Genomic DNA, 22,044 nt, shown 5'->3' with positions numbered 1-22,044 from the left:
AATAAACAGGATCGTTTGGCGAAACAATTTCGCTGAGCGCTCCTGTTTTACTTTCTCCGCAATCCCGGGTAAATTAATAAGAGAGCAAAAGTTTGGTAAGGTATGTAAGAAGGAGATGGGGTCAAACGATGACAGAACTTATTGGTGAAATAAAAACAATTCATCGGTTTCCTGTTAAATCTTTTGCGGGAGAAGATTTGAAAGCTGTTACGATTGAGTCGTATGGCTTATACGGGGACCGTTTTTGTGCTTTTTTTGATGGGACAAAGAAAGGTTGGGATAGCTTTTTCACAGCCAGAGCGATACCTAAGATGCTCACTTACAAGGCAACACTTGTCGACGATAGAATCAATGTTCTAACTCCGGATGGACGAACCTTGGGCTGGAATGAGGAGCTGTTAGCGGAAATTCAAACATACTCCAAAAAAGAAATCTCTATGGCAAGCTATAAAGCGCCTAACCCCGAAAACCCGGATTTGATGTCAGTCGATAGTGCTTCAGTCTTGATTATCACAGATGGAAGTTTACGAAAAATGGAGGCGATTTGGGGGAAACAGTTAGATCCACTTCGTTTCAGAGCAAACTTCATAGTCGCATTAAATGACGACAACATCCACGAAAAAGACTGGATAGGCAAGCGATTGACAGTTGGCGACGCAGAGTTTCAAGTCGACTCGCCGTGTGAACGCTGTTCGCTGATTACTATCGATCCTAATACGCTTGAACGTGACGTGTCTCTTTTGAAAAAAGTAAACGAAGAAGCTGATTTAAAATTCGGTGTCTACGCCTCCGTGAAAAGAACGGGGAAGATTCATGTCGGTGACAAAGTTTATCTGGAAAGCCGTTAAAGGAGGAGAACGAAGAACGAAACTTTTGGGCTCAGTGTGCATATCTTATCATCTAGATACGGAGGAGGTAGTGATATGCACTGGATTTCAATGATCGGAATTGCGCTTGCGGCGAATTTGGATAATTTGGGTATCGGCGTTTCATTTGGCGCACGATCTACGCGTGTTCCCTTTATTTCAAACTTAGTTATTGCCATTCTTTCAATGATTGCTGCTTATCTGTCCATCACTTTAGGTATGGTGATTTCACAATATGTTCCAAGCAATTATGCAAACTGGGGCGGAGGAGCTTTAATCATCCTTATTGGGATTTATGCCGTTATATCCGATTATAAAAGCAACTCTAAAATTCAAAATGAAAATGGGATTACCTCATACATTCATAGTCCTAATAAAGCTGACAAAGACAATAATAAAGTGATTTCATGGAAAGAGTCGCTGACACTTGGAGTTGCGCTAGCGCTTAACTGTGTTGTTGGAGGTTTTGGAGCCGGGGTGACGGGACTATCTCCGATCATGACGACGTTATTCATTGGTTTGTTTTCCCTGCTGACCGTCGATATTGGCGTACGTGCCGGACAGCAAATTGCGAAGACGTTGATTGGCAAATGGTTCAATTTGCTTGGCGGCGTTCTTTTAATTTGCATAGGATTGTACGAAATGTTTGTGTAATTTGCATATTCGAGAAAGTAAAGCCAAAACAACCTTTTCCGTCTGAGGACGAGAGAGGGTTGTTTTTTTGTTTGCGATCAGTTGCTCTAGGCGCGAGAACGTGATACAATCATCCTGACGAACGTTCGGAAGGATGATGAACATGACCGCAACGAGAATTAAAGAGGTTGCCTTGAGACAGTTTGCCAAGAACGGATATGAAGGTGCGTCGCTGGCGGATATCGCAGCTGAAGTCGGTATTAAGAAGCAGTCCATATATACGCATTTCAAAGGGAAAGATGAACTTTTCCTTGCTCTGCTCGGCGATGCGCTGGATAAAGAATTAAGGTTTGCTGTAGATTATTTTGATCGCTATAAAGATCTAGCCATTGATCAGCTTCTTTATGACTTTCTTATCCAATATCAGGATTGCTACGAAAAAGATGATAACACCAAGTTTTTCTTGCGGGTGGCCTTTTTCCCGCCTTCGCATCTCTATGACATCATTGTCAAAGAAGGTTATCGTTATTTAGATACGCTGGAAGCCATGTTAATTCCGGTCTTCGATCAAGCGATTGAAGCAGGGAACATTAGTCCTGAAGTTAAAAGTGATATAGCGACAATTGCTTTTCTCGCTGTGCTCGACGGCATGTTTGTAGAATTGCTGTTCGGCGGAGCTGAACGATCACTCAAAAGGATTGAGGCTTCCTGGTTCATCTATTGGCGCGGCATCAAAAAGTAAATCAGCAGGAGGACCATACACATGAATCGTAATTGGGTTTATATATTTATTGGCGCTTTTTTTGAAGTTTTGTGGGTCACAGGTTTAAAACATTCGAGTACGGCATGGATGTGGATAGGCACAATCATTGCGATGTATATTTCATTTCATCTGGTAATTAGTGCATCGACCAAACTGCCTGTGGGGACCGTGTACGCCGTCTTTACCGGCATGGGGACAGCAGGCACTGTATTAGTGGAAATGCTGCTGTTCGGAGAACCGTTCAGGATTCTTAAAGTATGCCTCATTCTTCTTCTTTTATCCGGCGTTTTTGGATTAAAATTCGTGACGAAAGAGCATAATACGAAGGGAGCTGCAGTCTGATGGGTTGGATTTTTCTCATGTTTGCCGGGATCTTTGAAGTCGTAGGCGTTGTGGGTATGAATCAAATTAATAAGGCAAAAAACTTCCGTTCGTTCAGTATATTTATCGTAGGCATCATTATGAGTTTCGGGCTCTTGAGCCTGGCGATGAAAAGCTTGCCGATGGGTACTTCTTACGCGGTTTGGACAGGGATCGGCACGGTGGGCGGAGCCATTGTGGGGATGCTGTTCTATGGCGAATCCAAGGATTGGAAACGAATTATGTTCATCATGATGGTATTGGGCGCTGCAGTTGGTTTAAAATTAATGGCTTAACCACATAAAATCTTTCTCTTTTGAATTGAACCTCTCCACGTTGGAGAGGTTTTTTCTTTTACATATATTTACAAATAATACTCTCCTAATGGGTTTATACGAACACTATAAAAACAGTTTTTTGTAACTTTTTGAATAATCAAAGGAACCTTTGTCGAAAGAAAATTTATTAGCAGGAAGTGTCGCCTTTTTGGTGAAATTGTTGCTTGTGGGCCTTATTTTAGAGATTTCCTATGGGATTAAATAAATAAAGGGGGGTAGTTCAATGTACAATCTTTTAATTGTAGATGATGAACCCAGGCATAGGGATGGACTTGCGAACCTGATCAGTAAATTAAAACCGAATTATCAAGTGTTTAAAGCCAAAAACGGGAACGATGCGCTTACGATTATGGCAGACAATCGAATCGACATTGTTTTTAGCGATATCCGCATGCCCCAAATGGATGGGTTACAGCTTCTTGAACGACTTGAATCTTATGATAAACCGCCAATTCTCGTTATTCTTAGCGGCTACAGACAATTTGAATACGCCCAAAAGGCTATAAGTCTAGGTGTATGTGAATATTTGCTCAAACCTGTGGATGTTACAACCATGGATCATACCTTGGATAAGATCGAAAAAGCGATGCTGGCGAATCAAACCCAACTGCAAGAAAATCAATACACAATCACTAAGCTGAATCAAACGCTCCCCATTTACAACGATCACTTGATGAATCAATGGATAGCAGGACATTTGGAGGGAAACCGTTTAGCTGAGGTGGAGAAGCTGCTTCCTTCTATTATCGGAAAAGGCACCGTTTTGCTGACTGAAATCAATGCTGCTAAATCAAGCTCAAGGACCGATGAATCCCAGACGAGACAAATGGTTAAGGAAAAAGTGGAACAATCCCTGGGGCCTTTATCCCGGTCGGTTTCCTTTTTTTTAGAGGATAAAAGAACCATTCTTGTTACGGTAGTCTCAACCCATACAGTCGATATTCGTTCAACAGAAACTCTCGATAACATGCAAGCATGCATCCGAAGTATGAAAAAATGCGATTTGGAATTGACGATGGCGCTCGGAAGCGAATGTGAGGACGTCTTAAAACAAATCAATCAGTCATTTGAAGATGCCAAAAAAGCATTATCTTATCAGTTTTTCCTTGGAAGCGCTATTATTATTTCACTGGAAGATATTATCCCGGCAGCAAGCGATCGTGTTCTTACGAAATATCGGGAAGAGGAAGAACTGCAAGATGCTGTTCGAGAATCGGATAAAGAGAAAGCCGTTCGCTTGATTCATGCAATTTTCGACAAACAGATTAGCAAGGGGCTTCCATTGCCTGATGCTTTTAAAGAGTTTATGCTGCGCATGATCTTGCACCTGATTCATCATTTTAAAGATGTGATGCTAGAAGATTATTACAAAGAGCTATTAAAAAAATTCGAAGATACGATGAAAAAAAGTTCTTTCTTTTCAAGCATGCGAAATACCGTAAGCGAGCTGTTAAACGAAATGATCGATAATATTTTAAATACTAGAAATTGGAAAAAAGAAATGATCATCAAGACATGTTTGCAATATATTGAGGAAAATTACGCAGAAGATCTGTTTTTGGAGTCAGTGGCGAGCAAGTTTTATTTTAATACGAGTTATTTTAGTCATTATTTCAAAGTTAACACGGGAATTTCGTTCAGCCAATACTTGCTTCGGACACGATTAAGAAAAGGTAAGGAGTTTCTGGAAGAATCGGATTTCAAAATTTATGAAATATCCAAAAGAATCGGATTTAAAGATACCAAATATTTCAATCGGGTATTTAAAAAGGAATTCGGCGTAACACCGGAGGAATACCGAAGAATTGCTTTGAACATGTCCAGTGTGAATAAATCATAAAGCGAGTTGATGCACAGTGAGGCCAAGCGTTAAATTCTTAGGCAGATTCATGAATAAGCTCAGGTTCAGGGATAAATTAACGATTTCCTATATTCTGCTTATTACGGTTCCATCAATCGTGATCGGTTTAAAATTTTACAGCACAAGTTCTCAAATCATTCTGGAAAATGCAAGTAAACATATCTATGAAATTGTCAAAAAAGATAATCAAATCATTGATAATAAGCTTTACAAATTACAAGAAAGTACATTATCCACGATTTCCAATGTCGAATTGTATTCACTCTTGAAGGCTATGAAAAAAGAGGATGACATTCAATTAATCCAAAGCGATAAGCGAATTAAGGATATTTTAAATCAATATTTTATTGAGAACGGGGATATTTATTCCGCAAATCTATTAACAAGTTATTTCACTTTCGGAAGTACCAATGTTTCCATTTCACAAGAAAAAGTGCTTGATTCCAGTATTTACAATAAAGCAAAGCTGTCACAGGGCGGACTCGTTTGGATACCCAATTACGAAGTGTCCGAAATCGTGAAAAGCGGGGAAATATTGAAGAACGACGAATACAGTTTGTTTGCTGCTGCCCGTACGATTAACAGCACGTATTTCCAAAATGGTTCCATCCATTATATGGAAGAAAGCATTGAAAGACCTGTCCTTTTAATAAATGTGAAGGCTGACTTGTTTCATAGTGTGTTTGCCGACAGTCTTCCTGTTACAGGGGCATATACCTATGTGCTGTCTAGGGAAGGAAGAGTCATCTCGCCATCGCAATCCAATCATATCAAATCGTACATAGATTCAAAGTGGTTCAAAGACGCCGCATTGCAAAATAGCGGTTCGCTGATCAGCATGGTTGGTGGGAAAAAAATGCTGGTCTGTTTTGACCGGATGCAAACAACCGGCTGGATTACGGCTGCCTTCGTGCCGTATGACCAATTAATTGTGAATTTGTCGAATTTACGGACGTATACATTGTATCTAAGCATATTTCTAATGGTTTTATCGATTATTATCGCCTATCTGCTATCCGGATGGTTAACGAATCCGATCAAGAAATTGTTGGTTGCTACTCACTTGATTGGCTTTGGGAAGTTTACAACCAAAATGCCGGAACTTTCGGATAAAGAGTTCGGATTTCTCTTCAGTAAATTTAATCAAATGAATGAAAAAATACAACAATTGATTACTGAGAATTATGAGGTGAAATTGCGGGAAAAAGAGGCGGAAATTATGGCCTTGAACCTGCAGCTCAATCCTCATTTTCTTTACAATACGTTAAATATTATCAACTGGATGGCGATAGACAAAAATCAGGATGACATTAGCCGGATGATTATTAGTTTATCCACGATGCTGGAATATACCGTGCATAATAAAAAAGAAGTCGTCTCCCTTTTAGAAGATATGAAATGGTTGAAAGGTTATTTGCATATTATGAGCACTCGCTATGAGGGCATATTTGGCGTTCACTATGATATGGACCCAGACTTAAATAATTGTACGGTACCTAAGCTTTTTCTTCAGCCGATTATCGAAAATTCAATTATTCACGGATTTGACTCACTGGAAAAAGGCGGGATGATCCGAATTATCGGCAGGAAAAATGAAACGACCGTGCATTTTACTGTGCAGGATAACGGAAAGGGAATTAGTAGCGCACAAATGAAAAAGATGATGGAGAACGATTCGGAGCGTGTAGGGATGAGCAATATTGATAAACGTATAAAGCTTTTGTTTGGTCAGGAGTACGGTATCTCTTTTGACTCGCAAGTTGGCGTTGGCATGAGCGTTCATATTGTGTTTCCTTATCGCATTTTTGAGAGCGATGTGGATATTTTTTAGTGTAGAGACATTTCTGATGAAAATATAAGAATAATCCACTAAACCAAAAACTTTCGAATATCAAGATGTAAGCGCATTCGATATATTGTAATTACATAAGTGAAACCTTATGAAGAACTTAGAGTGATAAGGGAGGAAAACAAATTGCAACAGAAAAAAAGAATGATGAAACGCTCTCTCGTTGTTTTATTCGCATCCATGATTACTCTCACAGGCTGTACAACCAGTACCAAAGAGGCGCCGACATCACCATCACCAGCGGCAACAACTTTGCCTCAAGCAAGCAAAGAAGCGGCAGCGTCGCCTGAGGCGAAGAAAGACCCCGTCAAATTAAAGTACACCTATTGGGGCAGTCCTCAAGAAAAGACGGCGATCGAGAATGCAACGAAAAAATTTACACAGAAATACCCATGGATTACTGTTGATCCTGTGTTCATTCCGGAATCGGATTATGATGCGAAAATTACGGCTATGGTAGCTGGTAATGAAGCACCGGATGCCGGTTATATGCACTCGGAATTAGGGGAAGCGTGGCAAAATGAAGAGAAGTTTGTTAACATCAACGATCTGTTTGCAACGGATAAAGAATTAAAAAAATCAGATTTCCTCGATTACATATGGTTCAACGGCACAAAACCTAATTATACGTATGCGATAAGTACGGCAGCAGAGTCGTTTGCCATTTTCTACAATAAAGATTTGTTTGCCGAGGCAAAAGTGGACGTACCTCCAGCAAAAGCTGAAAATGCGTGGACTTGGGATCAATTTGTCGCTGCAGCTCAGAAATTAACACTTGATAAAAATGGCAAAAATGCGGCTGACCCGAATTTTGACGCGAATAACATCAAACAATTCGGCGTTTCCTTCGAAAGCTGGTGGGGACCGATTATGGCTCAAGTCGTCAATAATGGCGGCGATATCATTTCGAAAGACGGGAAAACATTCGCGCTCGACCAACCGGAAGCGGTTGAAGCTGTTCAAAGACTCGCTGATTTAATTACTAAATATCATGTTGCTCCGTCACCTACGCAAATGAAATCGATTCCATCCCAGGCTGTTGCCCTGCAATCCAAAATTGTAGCGATGAGCATGCATGGACAATGGATTAACCTTGATCTTGGAGCAGCAAAAGTCAACTATGGCATTGGCGCATTGCCGAAGATGAAACAAAGCATTGCCATGGGAATTAGCGGTGCCAGCGTCATTTATAAATCCACCAAACATTTGGAAGAAACATGGATGCTGACCAAATTTTTAGCGGATCCAGCGGGTGCCATTGATTTGTATAAAGACGGTTTGTGGATGCCAACGATGAAAAAATGGTACACGGATCCTGCATTGGTTTCACAATGGGCTGAAAATAATCCTGCGCATCCGGAAGGTTTCAAAGATGCATTTATGAACAACTTATTGAATAATGGCGTGGCAAGTCCTGGTTATTATTTGATGAACTTCGGTAAAGTGACGGATATGACGTTCTCGGCACTTGATCCGGTTTGGTTGGGTAAATCAACCGCAGAAAAAGCGCTGAAAGATCTTGCCCCGAAAGTTCAACCGGAGATTAAGGGCAGATTTGGTTCTAACTAATCAACGTTAACGGATAGCAAAGCGTGAGATACATGATTAGCCGGCAAATCTGGTGTTGTCGGCTAATCAGATAAATGAGTGCAGGAGAGATCGCGATGGAGATTGGTGTTGAACAAAATCAAGTCATTACCTCATCAACAAAAATGGTCAAGAAACGAGCTGTACGTGAACTGATAAGCGGACTTTTGTTCGCTTCACCTGTCCTTTTAGGATTTCTCATATTTGTAATTGGGCCAATATTGTACACGGTTTACCTCAGTTTTACGAAGTATAATATTGTATCTGCTCCCAAATGGGTCGGGTTCGATAATTACATGCATTTACTTTCAGGCAAAGATGCTTTCTATTATCCGGCAGTCAAGGCTACCTTTTATTATGTTATGGTCAGTGTGCCGGCCGGCATTGTATTCTCATTTTTCATTGCCATTTTGTTAAACATGAAAATAAGAGGACGAACCATTTTTCGTGCCATTTTTTATTTGCCTGTTATTATTCCGCTCGCGGCATCCTCTATCATTTGGCTTTGGTTATTGCAGCCGAATTTCGGTATTGTCAACTATGTACTTAACACGTTACATTTGCCAACTTCCTTGTGGCTGTCTTCGGACGCCACCGTTATCCCTACATTAATCCTAGTCAGCTTATGGACTACAGGCAACATGATCGTTATTTTTCTAGCCGGTCTTCAGAATATCCCTTCTCATCTTTATGAAGCCTTGGAAGTGGATGGTGGAAACAGTATTCAAAAGTTGTTTTACATTACAGTTCCGATGAGCTCTTCCATCATATTTTTCAATACGGTAATCGGGTTCATTAACGCATTTCAAACATTCGTCCAACCGTATGTCATGACACAAGGAGGACCGAATAAAGCAAGCTATTTATATGTGCTGTACTTATTTAGAGAAGGGTTTCAATTCTCTAACTTCGGAACTTCAAGCGCGAGCGCAGTTCTCCTGTTTTTGATCATATTATTGTTCACTTGGATTTTCTTTAAATTTTCAAAATCGCTTGTGTACTACGAAGGGCAGGAAGACCGCAAATGAAAAAAAAGCAGACACTAAAGTTAGCTTTTGTTTACGGGATCTTAATCATCGGCAGTGTGATTTGCCTCTTTCCCTTCTATTGGATGGTAAGAACGGCAGTCGTTGATATGGGGGAGGTTTTTAAAAATCCTCCGATCTTTTTTCCAAGTTCGATGTATTGGGAGAATTTCAAAACGGCTCTCAGCAGCCACCCGTTCCCTCAATATTTTCTCAATAGCACGATTGTTACAGGATTATCCATTGTCGGTGTGTTATTAAGCAGTTCGCTCTGTGCATATAGTTTTTCCAGAATTAACTGGATGGGCAGAGACCGTGTTTTTGGAGTGATTTTAACCGGATTGATGCTGCCGTTCTTCGTTGTTATGATTCCACATTTCATCGGTTGGAAAATGTTAAATCTAACGGACACATTCGTACCGTTAATAGCACCTGCATGGTTTGGCGGCGGCGTGTTTAACATCTTCTTGCTTCGACAATTTTTTATGTCGATTCCAAAAGAGATGGATGAAGCGGCGAAGATTGATGGAGCGGGCCATTTGTTAACCTATTGGAAAATTATTTTACCGATTGGCAAACAATCAATGATTGTAGTCGGTTTGTTAACGTTTCTTGCGAGTTGGAACGATTATTTGGGCCCGCTCGTTTTTATAACATCAGAGAAAAACTACACGTTAATGCTTGGATTGACTTTGTTCCAAGGTACGTACTCTGCGCAGTGGAATTATATGATGGCAGCGACAAGCGTCGTTGTACTGCCGTCCTTAGTCTTATTCCTCATTGCGCAAAAACACTTGGTAGAAGGCATCGCGATGACAGGCGTAAAAGGGTAATCGTTATTGCCTTGTGCCGGTTGATAGCCATTTAACTACCTTAAGGGGGTGGTCAAAATTAGCGGAATGTTCCCTGTATCTGCAACAGGCGGTTCATTCCGCTAGGAAGATGTTCATAGCGCAGCATTTAATAAGGGGTAAGAAATGGCCAGATAACTCAGCACTCAATAGGAGGTAACAAATGAGTAAGTTCAAAAAATCAATTGGCAGGAAAATTTTGACGACAACTTTGGTGTTCTCGTTAGTGTCAGGATTTAGCACAACTGTTTTTGCAGCAGATCCTAATTTTGTGCACAATAATGATCCTGGGATGCCTGTGTTCACGAATACAGCCGGGAATGTGGTGGTCCCGCCTGAACCGGCCACTTTCGATGCCGGCAGAAGCATGATGATGGATATGTATCAAGCCGATCTTGCAGCAGGAGGCACTTCGTACTGGATGGATCGCATCCTTACCAGGAAAGGGAATGATCCTACAGGAACCTATTTGATGTCACGGGGCAAAGCTTTGTATATGTATACGAACGCTGCCACAGTCATCGGTTTTGGCAACAATATCGCTTATTTTGATTTGCTGAATCAAAAGGGTTACTCCATTCAGATTCCCGGCGTGACCTTCACGCAGGATGCGACGAAAAGAATTCAAACGCCAAGTTATTGGTCAGCGTTCTATAATGCGACCGGTTACACGCTGGAAGAAACCAAATTCATCACAGACAACAACGTCGCTATCGACAATGTAACGATTACGAATACAGGGACAACGTCCAAAACATTCGACCTAACGGCAGATTCTCCATTTGCCAAAACAGCTTCAGAAGATGGCACTGAGCTTACAGGTACGTTTGATGTGAGAAATAATTTGACCAAAGTGTATCCACGGTTCAGTGGAACAGGAATGAAAGCCAGCAATGGCATTTTAACCAGGTCCATCACTTTGGCGCCAAATCAAAAGATTACGCTTAAATTCCAAATGGGTTTCATTACGAATGAAATACCGGATTCGCTCGTCGATTACAACCGCTATAAAGACTATGATGCCAATACCGCTTACCTAACTCAGATGCGCGAGTATAACAAATGGTGGGCAGACAACGTTCCATATATGGATGTTGCGGACGAAAATATTAAGAAGATTATTTATTACAGATGGTGGTTAAGCCGGTTTAACTTCCTCGATGCCAACATTCCAGGGAATGATTACCAGTTCCCGATCTCTGTAGAAGGAGCTTTAGGCTATAATAATGCCATCGTATTGACGCAACCAATGCATATGCAGGATCTCAAATATTTCAGAAGCCCGATATATTCGTATGGCGATTGGGTGTCAGCCGGCGAAACTTCGAGGGACAGTCTGTTTACAGATAATCCGGGGAAACCGTCCAACTGGAATAACAGCTATTCCCAATACATTGGGGATTCCGCTTTCCAAACGTATGAAGTCCATGGCGGTCAGCCGAAAATTTTGAATAACTTAGCGCGGTATGCTGAGAAAGATGCGAAAGGTCAACTAGATCGGTTTGATACGAACAAAGACGGCGTCATTAATTATGATTGGGGCTCCCTGACAGGGAACGATGCGGATGGCAATGCTTTTCACTATTATGAAAAAAGAGGGAACATCAATCAAAACCGAACTGAAAGCGCTTTCGTTTATGGGAATGCCATGGCTTCCGCAAAAGCCTACCAGTTAGTCGGCAATACAGCGAAGGCCAATGAAATGTTCGCTTTTGCAAATAAGCTGAAGACGGACTTCTTATCCATTATGTGGGACGAATCATCAAAAATGTTTTTACAGAAGGACTTATTAACAAATACATTTATTCCTTGGAAGGAAGCTAACAATTACTACGCCTTCCAAATGGACGGACTTGTACCTAAAGACGATCCTAAGTATTTGGAGTCACTCCGCTATTGGGCAGATAAAGATGAATTCCCTGTATTCCCATTCTATACGGCAAATCAGAAGGATAAAGCTCTTTCCGTAGCGGCAGGGGTTGGCGGTTCCAATAACTTTGCCAATTTGAATGCTTCAGGAAATATTAGACTCTTTACGGAAGTGCTCAGGAAATATCCGAACCAGCCTTACATAACAGCGGATATGTACAAGAAGTTGATGTACTGGCTTGGATGGTCAACCGCTTATCAAGGCAATATTAACTATTTGGACAACAATGAGTATTGGTACAACTGGAACCCAACGACGAAGCAAATTGGCGGAAGATCCGGGATTCACCACAATATCCTTGGCAATTACAATTATTCCGTTATCGAGGATATTATCGGACTTGTGCCTCGTACAGATTCAACGGTTGAATTATGGCCGATTGACATCGGTTGGGATCACTTTACGGTGAACAACCTCCGTTATCATGGCAATGACATCACGATCGTCTGGGATAAACCAGGAGATGGGAAAACGTATTATCCGAATGTTCAAGAAGGATATTCGATGTATGTGAATGGTTCGCTAGTTCTTAGAACGGATAAGCTGGCTCATTTGGAATGGAATTCGGCTTCAGGTGTCGTAAAGGTCTTAGACGGCAGCGGGGCAACTGTAGCCGTACAGAACAGCAATACGCAAATGAAAAGTGCTATGGAAGTTGATTTGAATACGTATAACAGGGCTGCTGATTTGTTCCAGAAGGCTGGTGTGGATTTAACGCCGGAAACTGGCAATGCTGCAAACTTGGCTTTGAATTCAACAATGACAGCTTCTTATACGCATCCTCAAACATCACCATCCAATGCTAAAACAGGATTTACAATAAGTGGCAACTTCTTTACTTCCGGTTCTTTCACCGCGAACCCGCCAATTTGGGGTTCAAGAGGGTCGACAAACGCGCAAGATTGGCTGCAAGCTGACTTTGGATCACCGAAAACATTCGATGATATCAAGATCTACTATTACAATGATAAACCGCAAACTTTCTACAGAGAACCATCTATGTATACGGTTCAATACTACGATGAATCAACTTCGTCTTGGAAAGCGGTTCCTAAACAATACAAATCTCCAACACTGGCAAACTATAATCATGTCCAGTTCCCTGCGATTACTGCGCAGAAGATAAGAGTTATGATGACTCCTAAGCCTGGGTCCAATGTTGGCGTGAAGGAACTCCAAGTATTCAATACAGGCGTGAAAGCTCCGGATGCTGTCAATACGCCACCGGTGGTGACTGTTCAACAGGATACGACAGCGAAAATTCCTTTAAAAGCGAAATTGCTGGTAAATATGTCGGACGACGGACTGCCATTCGGTACGCTGGATACCAGTTGGTCCCTGAAAAGCGGAGTCCAAGGCGGCCAAGCGGTCTTCACCAAAGATGCAGCCGGCAATACGATTGCTACGTTTAACAGACCAGGGAACTATGTGTTAACACTCACAGCTACAGATGGTGAATTGTCTACAATTGTAGATATCGCAGTTACGGTTGATCCTCTTCCGAATGCGGTGAATGTGGCCTTAACGGCTACGCCGTCAACTTCCTTTGTTTCGACTTGGGAAAATCTGAATGCGATCAATGACGGTTATGATCCGACTAGCTCAACCGATAAAACAGGCGGTGCTTACGGAAACTGGAACAGCAGCCCTAAAACACAGTGGGTGGAATACACGTGGGGAACACCGGTGAACATCTCGAAATCCGATGTGTATTGGTGGACAGATAACGGCGGTATTCTGGCACCTACTGATAGTAAGCTGCAATATTGGAACGGCACAGATTACGTAGATGTTCCGAACGCAGTTGGCAATGGCGTTGCGCTCAATAAGTACAATACAACAACCTTCTCGCCAATCACGACAACAAAATTGCGCATGACGATCACAAGAGGAACGCAGTGGACGGGGATTTTGGAATGGAAGGTTTACACAACGCCAACATCAAGTGTTAAACCTGTAAAAGTAAGCACACTGCATGATGTGCTGCCTGTCCTGCCGCCAACCGTGACCAAAGTTTTCGAAGATGGCTCGACGGCCGCTGGAAGTGTAATCTGGGATGCCGTAACGCCAAGTCAAGTGGCAACTCCCGGAAGTTTTACAGTAAAAGGTACAGTGGACGGAACCAATATTGAGGCTGAAGCTACTGTCTTTGTACGGGTAACAAACGATGTAACGATTAACAGCATTCAGGATGAGAATATTTCGATCACAGCCGGCAAACCGCTAGTGCTGCCATCGATCATCGAAGCTTATTATAACGATGGTTCCATGGATAATATCAACATTAAAGTAACATGGGATGCTTATGATCCGAATTTATTGAACTCACCGGGAACATTCACCATACTGGGTCATGTGGCGGGCACTTCCGTATTGGCCAAAGTAAATGTGACTGTCTATCCAAGAACGATTACATCCATTGCAAATTCAACCAGTTCCACAGTCGCTGGTGTAGCGCCGGTATTACCGCAAACGGTAACAGCGCAATACGATAACGGTACATCCGGACCTGTCAGTGTCGTATGGAGCATAGCTCCGGAGCAATATGCTGCCGCAGGCACAGTTACCCTTAATGGTACTGTTACTGGGACAAATATTGTAGCAAAACTGACATTAACGGTAACCGCTAAAGCAATTACTAGTTTTGCTCCAGTAAATGTAACGACGAATCCTGGAGTAGCGCCAGTATTGCCGAATACCGTAAATGCGACATATAACGATACGACAACGTCTCCTGTCAATGTAACATGGGCTGCGATTGATCCAGTGAAGTATGCTGCAGTCGGTACGTTTAGTGTGAATGGTACAGTTGCGGGCACTACGATTAAACCAGTAGCCAACGTAACCGTCGTAGCGGCACAAGCCGTTATAACAAGCATTAATCCTGTTGATGTATCAACTACCGCTGGAACAGCGCCACAAATGCCAGCTGTTGTAACCGTGAATTATAACGATTCGACTACAGCATCACTAGATGTAATTTGGGATGCAATTGCCCCTGCGCAGTATGCTGCGGCCGGTACGTTTAGTGTGAATGGTACGGTTGCGGGCACAACGATCAAGGCAGTTGCCAATGTAACCGTAAGCAATCCGATTGTAACTACATCGACATTAATTGGTCCTGAAGCTGTGAATCAAGCACAACCGTTTGATTTGACTATGGGTGTGAGCAACCTGCAATCCAGCTTCACAACAATGGATGTCATTGTGAAATACGACCCTACCAAGCTGGAATTCGATACGGTTTCGAATGGTAATGTCGTCTCATTAGCGAACAGTGCGCTTAGCACCCTGAGAGACAATTTCAGCGTCTTGGGTACAGCTGTTAAGGCTCAAAAAGGCGAAATTCGCATCATCTTGTCCAGTATTGGTGCGAACAATGCGATAAGTAAACCGGGTGACTTGTTAACGCTGCATGCCAAAACGAAAGCCGGTGCTGAGCCAGGGATCACAACCGTATCGTTAATTGACTTCAATGTCTCTAACGAAGGTTCAGCAACGCAAGTACCTGGCGTATCGCTCAACATTCAAATTAACGTTGTCAATAAAGCAGAGTTGAATGCTGCAATTGCTGCTGCACAAACGAAGCATGACAATGCGAGCGAAGGTACGCAAGTCGGACAATATCCGGCCGGATCGAAAGCAACCTTGTTAACAGCGATTAACAACGCAATCGCAGTAAGCAATAATGCTGCATCGACACAAACGGAAGTAGCAAACGCATTAAGCGCTCTGAATGCAGCCGTAACAACATTCAGCAACTCCGTTATTATCGAAACGGATCCAGAGCCTGGTACAGTGAACAAAACGGAACTAGCCGAAACCGTTGCCAGTGCGCAAAGCAAGTATGATGCAGCGATTGAAGGCGACAAACTCGGCAAGTACGAGCTTGGTTCCAAAGCGACATTGCTAGCTGCTATTACAAGCGCTAAAGACGTACTGGACAAATCATCTTCCAGACAACCACAAGTGGATGCAGCGAAAGATGCGTTGCAGGCGGCCCTGCAAACATTCGCGACACAATTCATTACACTGGTTCCTGGCGAGACGAAAATCTCCATTAAAGACCTGTCCATCATTGCCAAGTACTACGGTACGAAATCAACAGACGCAAACTGGAATCAAATTGAAAAAGCGGATATTTACAACACAGGCACAATTGATATTCAAGTCTTGGCATATGTTGCCAGAATGATTATCGACGATTGGATGTTGGAAAACTAATTGCTTGATAGTGGGAGACGGTGGACTGTCAGCCGTCTTCCCCTTTTCTTTGGTATAGGAAGTATGGCGATTCGAACGAAAACAGAAAGGTGATGTATAGTGAAACTTTTTTCGAAAGTATGTTCGGCTTTCATGTCCGTCGTGATTGCGGTTCCCTTTATCGCCTCTTCAGGAACAGCTTTGGCAGCCGATCCTGTCGATTACCAGCTGGATGTTAATGCGGCGCAGCGGGGAGCTACAATCAGTCCAAACTTAAATGGGATATTTTTGGAGGATATTAACTACGCCGGGGATGGGGGCCTGTATGCCGAGCTTGTTGAGAACCGTTCTTTCGAATTCTTGTCTGCTACCGGTAGCACGGCCAACTCAACTGCCGCCCCGCTGTTTGCTTGGAAATTAGTACAAACCGGCACAGGAACAGGTACTATAACGGCGCTGAAAACAAATCCTCTAAATGCGAAAAACCCAACCTATCTGCAATTAAATGTGACTGCACCTGGCAACGGCGTTGGATTCTCAAATGACGGATACGATGGTATGGCTATAAAGAAAGGAGACAGTTACGATTTTTCCGTCTATGTGCGAAGCAGCGATAAGTTAACTGAGCCATTGACGGTAAGCGTCATGGATCCGAATGGGACTCAATCCTACGGCCAGGTTGAAATCGCGGGTTCGGAAATTACGGGCACATGGAAAAAACTGACGGCAACTATACAGGCCAGCGATTCAGCGGTGAATGCAAAGCTGTTCATTAAGACGAAAAATGTCGGCAAAATTGATTTTGACATGGTGTCGCTTTTCCCTCAAAAAACATGGAAAAATCGTCCCGGCGGTCTTAGGGCAGATCTTGTTCAGATGCTTGCCGACATGAATCCTAAGTTTTTAAGATTTCCAGGCGGCGCGATCGTTGGCGGTAAAAATATGGCCAATGCGTACAATTGGAAAAACACGATTGGCGATGTAGCGGAGAGACCGAATAACATCAATTTCTGGTCGACGGCCAACCGTGGCGAGAAAGGAGCTGCGCCTACCCAAAATCAATCGGGCGGTCTAGGCTTCTATGAATATTTCTTGATGGCAGAAGATCTGGGCTCGGAGCCGCTGCCGGTAGTCAATGTCGGCATGGTGGAGCAGTTTTTGGTGGGCGGTCCGAACACTCCTTTAAATCAAATTCAACCGTTTATTCAGGATGCTCTTGATTTAATCGAATATGCCAATGGAGATATAACGACAGAATGGGGGGCTAAGCGTGCTGCTGCCGGTCACCCTGCACCGTTCAATCTGAAGTATATGAGTCTCGGCAACGAACATTGGGGGCAGGACTATTACGACCGATATCCATTGTTCTATGATGCAATCAAAGCGAAATATCCGTATATGAACCTCATTTTTTCAACAGGTGGAAGTGCTGACGTTGCCGCAGGCTGGAATTGGATTAATGATCCAGGCAAAGGGAAGGGCAGAGCTGAAGTCATGGATGAGCATTATTACACGAATGCCTCCTTTATGTTAAACAATACAAATCGGTACGATAGTTATGATCGCAATTCCAAACAGGTGTTTGTTGGCGAATATGCCGTTAAGAACGATGCGGGATCGGCTAACAATGGAGATGGCAACACAGGCAACTCGATGAAGGGAGCACTTGCCGAAGCAGCTTACATGACGGGATTAGAGCGTAACGGAGATGTTGTTAAATTCGCCTCTTATGCGCCAACTTTTGCTAAGCTAGGAAGTGCTGGAGGGAATACGTACACACAATGGTGGCCTGATCTCATCTTCTTTAATAACTCACAGGTGTATGGTACGACGTCTTACCAGGTACAGAAGCTGTTCAGCAGCAATACAAGCAAAAGTTCTTACATTTTGCCGAGTACATTAACGAAAACAAATTCAGGTGCGCAGCAAGGCGTATACTCTGTTGTAAGCAAAGACCTTATTAATGGGGACATTGTTGTGAAACTGGTCAATAACTCCAATTCAGCTTTGAATACACGCATTAATTTGAGTGGAATCAATGCTGCCAACTTGGCATCGGAAGGGACGGCCACAGAACTTGCAGCAAACGCTCTAACCGATGAGAACTCGTTAGCTAATCCAACCAAAGTATCGCCAAAAACGAAGACGATCTCCAATGTTGCAACGCAGTTCGATTATAGTTTGTCCAAATATTCGGTGACAGTATTGCGGCTGCACACAACAGGCGATAACCCGTTGGATATTCTAAGTATTCCATGTATCACACTGGATGCTGTAGTCAATAAATCACCAAAACTGCCGACTTCCGTGACCGCGATTCTGAAGAATGGCAGTACAACGAAAGTAGCTGTTACTTGGGATCCTATTGATAAAAGCAAATTCTCAACGATAGGGAATGTGTTTATTGTAAATGGTGTAGTTCCAAGTACATCTGAAAAAGCAATGGCTATTGTAACGGTTATTGATACTCCGACCATAACAAGTATTGACCCCGTTAATGTCACAACTAGAGCAACGGTAGCGCCGTTCCTTCCAAGTATTGTGAAGACTAATTTTTCGGATAAGAGCACTGATTATCTACAAGTGACATGGGACGTGCCAGAAGCAGCGAAGTATGCGCAAGCGGGGACATTCACGGTGGATGGTACCGTTGCGGGCACAACCATAAAAGCAAAAGCCAATGTAACCGTCACTCCGGGACCTGCACCAGGGACTGACTTGATGCTCTGGTACAAATTTAACGAAGGCAGCGGTACTACGGTAGCGGATTCTTCCAGTAAAGGGAATAACGGAACTTTGAAGACGACCACAGGAGGATCGGCGACTTGGATTGCAGCGGGTCATGAAGGGTCGGCAATTAACATGAATGGCGGTAAAATTGATGCCGGAACCAGCCGGGACCTGCAGCCTGCTGATATCACCGTTTCCTTCTGGTTTAAGCGAACGGCCAGTATTAGCGGCGAACAAGTCGTCGCATGGTTCAAACCTAATGGCAATTATGCCGGTCAAGGCTGGTACATTACCTTGAATGGCGCGATTATCATGATGCTTGACGGAACAAACCTGTTCAAAGTCGCTCAAACACCGAATAACTTTTTCACATTAAATGAATGGACGCATGTAGCTTTCACCTTTAATTCTGTTACGAAACAAGGCGCTATTTACAAAAATGGCGTAGCTCAGCAAGTCGTGGTTGAGGGAGCACTCAATAGCATTACCGCGACCAGCGACCCTAAATTAATTGGCGTCAGTGGTTATTCGGATGGTGCACCTTTAAAAGCCGGTGTATTGGACGATTTCCAAATCTACAATCTGGATAAGAGTCCGACGGAAGTTCAAACCATGTATCAAGGAAAGCAAATTACAAGCATTAACGATGTATCTGTAACAACGGAACAGGGTTCAGCACCTGTATTGCCAGCTGTTGTTACAGCTTTATACAATGACACTACGACTGAAGCTGTAAATGTGGTTTGGGAAGCTATTGACGCATCCAAATACGCACAACCCGGCACGTTTACGGTCAATGGTACTGTTGCAGGGACCAGCATAAAGGCCAAAGCGAATGTCACCGTCGTTTCAACAGCGGCAACGGCTGGAACCATAACAGGGCCAACTTCTGTTGAAAGTTCACAACCTATTGATCTGAGTATTGGTGTGAGCCATCTTCGTACCAGCTTCACAACGCTCAGCATGGTGCTGAACTACGACCCGAGCAAGCTGCAGTTTGATACAAAAACGAACGGCAACGGCACTTTGTCCTTGGCAGACCAAGCTTTAAGTTCCCTGAAGCCTAATTTCCGGGTTTTGGATACCGGCATTAAAGCCGACAAAGGCCAAATTCTGGTGCTTATGGTCAGCGAGGGCGCGAATAATGAAGTCAAGGAAGCGGGTCCATTGTTAAGCGTTCACGCATCTGCAAAAAGGGTTAGCGAAACGGTTGCAACAAGCGTGTATGTGACCAACTTTGAAATTTCCAAAGATGGTGCAGGTACGCTAATTGAAGGCGCTTCGCATAGCTTTGAAATCAAAGCTGCGGCTCCAACCGTTGATAAATCAGTGTTGAGCACGACAATTGTCAATGCTCAAAGCAAATATGCATCGGCCGTTGAAGGTTCGCAACCAGGTCAATATCCAGTCGGATCGAAGGCCATTTTGTTAGCGGCCATTAACAGCGCAGCAGCCGTAAATGATAACCCGGCATCTACACAAGCTCAAGTGGATGCGGCAGCAACAGCTTTGAGTAACGCATTGGCTCTGTTTAATAGCTCGGTCATCACGGAAAGTGCAGACAAAACAGCGCTGAACACAGCGATTGAACAAGCGCAAGGCAAACTCGACGCTACTAAAGAGGGCACAAGAATAGGTTCGTATCCGGCTGCAGCGAGAACAGTCCTGAAAGCAGCCATCAGCAGCGCACAAGCCGTCTACAACAGTTCATCGGCTTCACAAAGTCAAGTGGATGAAGCGGTAAGTACGTTGAATGCTGCGGTACAAACTTACTTGGGCGCATTGATTACATTAATTCCTGGCGAAACAAGTGTGACAGTGAATGATTTGTCCATGATTGCCAAGTACTACGGAACGAAGTCAACGGATGCCAATTGGAGTCTGATTGAAAAAGCTGATATTAATAATAAAGGCGTCATTGACATTGAGGTTCTGGCAGCTGTGGCCAGAATGATACTCGATGACTGGTTGCTTCAAAATTAGTTAGATCGCATACCCAAAGGGGCTGTCCAAAAGGTCAAAGAGACCTGCTGGATAGCCCCTTTGGCGGCTATGGGAATATGACGCAGATCCTCTGCATTCATTACGTAGCTCTAATAAACTTTTTCCGAAAGTTAAGCGGTGAGATACCTTCTTGATTGGAGAAACAGGATGAGAAGTAGGACCCATACTGGAATCCAACTTCCTCAGCGATGCGTGTCATCGACCAATTCGTTTGGATCAGGAGTTTTTTCGCTTGTTCGATGCGGTACTGGCACAGGTAATCCATCGGCGTGACGCCGTACACTTTGAGCATACATTTTGCCAAATAATTGGGGTGATAGTTGAGTTCCTGCTGCAGCACGGGATTCGTGATTTTCTGGGCGAAGTTTTGGCGAATAAACAGTTCAATTTTTTCGGCTAGATGGATCGCCGAGACATCGGATGCCAAAGCCAGATCCCGGTCGATCAGCTGCATGAATTGCTGAAATACGGTTTGCCTTTTCCAATTGCGCAGCGATCGCGGCTCTTCATCCAACAAGAAAAACTGATCCAGGATGTCCAATGCTTTTTGTGACAGTTTCATAAACTTCGGAATAAAGATCGAACATACCTCACTGTGATGCAAATAGGCATTGTGCTTATGATCGTTGATGAGCGTATTCCGATTTTCCAGACATACCTTCATACTGCTGCATTCTTCCCATGCGCCGAAGGTTTGGAAATGAATCCAGATAATACTCGATTCACTTTGGCACGGCAACGTGCCGTAATGGTTCGCGTCAGGCCTTAAGATGAGCGCATCTCCGTTCTGAAGCGTCCATTCCTGTGAGCCTTCGCCAACATGCAAGGAACCGTCCGTCACGACAATCAAATCAAATACGCCGATTTGGTTCCTATTGATGTGCTGTTCACCTTTACGATAAATAGCACGTCCGCAATCAAGAAAGTAAGGAACGGGGGGTGAAATAAAATGAAGAACCGGTGAAAAGTTCATTGGTTAACCATCCTGTGATAAGGTTGTAATTTTTAAAAAACTGGTTGTAAAATGCTATATAATTACCATCT

Annotated in this window: 13 protein-coding genes; 12 read left to right on the top strand and 1 reads right to left on the bottom strand. The window is 43.3% G+C overall.

Going from position 1 to position 22,044, the window contains the following annotated elements; genetic code table 11:
• Positions 1-128: 128 nt before the first annotated feature.
• From GC097_RS02320 to GC097_RS02265, 12 genes are all read left to right on the top strand, one after another.
• Positions 129-848 carry an MOSC domain-containing protein gene (locus GC097_RS02320; RefSeq protein ID WP_171681721.1) on the top strand — a complete coding sequence of 240 codons (720 nt, stop codon included), beginning with the start codon at positions 129-131 and terminating at the stop codon, positions 846-848.
• Positions 849-923: 75 nt separating this feature from the next.
• Complete coding sequence (locus GC097_RS02315) at positions 924-1,520, top strand: manganese efflux pump (protein ID WP_171681720.1); 597 nt, start codon at positions 924-926, stop codon at positions 1,518-1,520.
• A 142-nt stretch (positions 1,521-1,662) separates the two neighbouring features.
• Positions 1,663-2,241 carry a TetR/AcrR family transcriptional regulator gene (locus GC097_RS02310; RefSeq protein WP_171681719.1) on the top strand — a complete coding sequence of 193 codons (579 nt, stop codon included), beginning with the start codon at positions 1,663-1,665 and terminating at the stop codon, positions 2,239-2,241.
• A 21-nt stretch (positions 2,242-2,262) separates the two neighbouring features.
• Positions 2,263-2,604 (top strand): DMT family transporter, encoded by a 342-nt coding sequence (locus GC097_RS02305; protein WP_171681718.1) that lies wholly within the window; start codon positions 2,263-2,265, stop codon positions 2,602-2,604.
• Positions 2,604-2,918, top strand: a complete 315-nt coding sequence (locus GC097_RS02300; protein ID WP_281364224.1) for a DMT family transporter — start codon at positions 2,604-2,606, stop codon at positions 2,916-2,918. Before GC097_RS02305 ends, GC097_RS02300 begins: the two co-directional genes overlap by 1 nt.
• A gap of 265 nt (positions 2,919-3,183) precedes the next feature.
• Positions 3,184-4,800: a response regulator gene (locus tag GC097_RS02295; protein WP_171681717.1), complete on the top strand. Its 1,617-nt coding sequence runs from the start codon at positions 3,184-3,186 to the stop codon at positions 4,798-4,800.
• Positions 4,801-4,849: 49 nt separating this feature from the next.
• Entirely contained in the window at positions 4,850-6,652 is a 1,803-nt protein-coding gene (locus tag GC097_RS02290) for a cache domain-containing sensor histidine kinase (RefSeq protein WP_171681716.1), read from the top strand.
• Positions 6,653-6,796: 144 nt separating this feature from the next.
• Entirely contained in the window at positions 6,797-8,239 is a 1,443-nt protein-coding gene (locus tag GC097_RS02285) for an ABC transporter substrate-binding protein (RefSeq protein WP_246293883.1), read from the top strand.
• 74 nt (positions 8,240-8,313) lie between these two features.
• On the top strand, positions 8,314-9,285 hold the full coding sequence (locus GC097_RS02280; RefSeq protein WP_312875596.1) for a carbohydrate ABC transporter permease: 972 nt from the start codon (positions 8,314-8,316) through the stop codon (positions 9,283-9,285).
• Positions 9,282-10,115 (top strand): carbohydrate ABC transporter permease, encoded by an 834-nt coding sequence (locus GC097_RS02275; RefSeq protein ID WP_171681715.1) that lies wholly within the window; start codon positions 9,282-9,284, stop codon positions 10,113-10,115. Before GC097_RS02280 ends, GC097_RS02275 begins: the two co-directional genes overlap by 4 nt.
• A 181-nt stretch (positions 10,116-10,296) precedes the next feature.
• Complete coding sequence (locus GC097_RS02270) at positions 10,297-16,287, top strand: Ig-like domain-containing protein (RefSeq protein WP_171681714.1); 5,991 nt, start codon at positions 10,297-10,299, stop codon at positions 16,285-16,287.
• A 99-nt stretch (positions 16,288-16,386) separates the two neighbouring features.
• On the top strand, positions 16,387-20,979 hold the full coding sequence (locus tag GC097_RS02265; RefSeq protein WP_171681713.1) for an alpha-L-arabinofuranosidase family protein: 4,593 nt from the start codon (positions 16,387-16,389) through the stop codon (positions 20,977-20,979).
• 100 nt (positions 20,980-21,079) lie between these two features.
• Here the strand turns inward: GC097_RS02265 and GC097_RS02260 are convergent, their stop codons facing one another.
• A complete protein-coding gene (locus tag GC097_RS02260) occupies positions 21,080-21,973 on the bottom strand; it encodes an AraC family transcriptional regulator (RefSeq protein WP_171681712.1) in 894 nt (297 codons plus the stop codon).
• Positions 21,974-22,044: the final 71 nt, after the last annotated feature.

The organism is Paenibacillus planticolens, from assembly GCF_013141725.1.
Lineage (GTDB): Bacteria > Bacillota > Bacilli > Paenibacillales > NBRC-103111 > Paenibacillus_E > Paenibacillus_E planticolens.
Note: the sequence above shows the minus strand (reverse complement) of the source record. Positions and strands in the feature narration are given on the sequence as shown.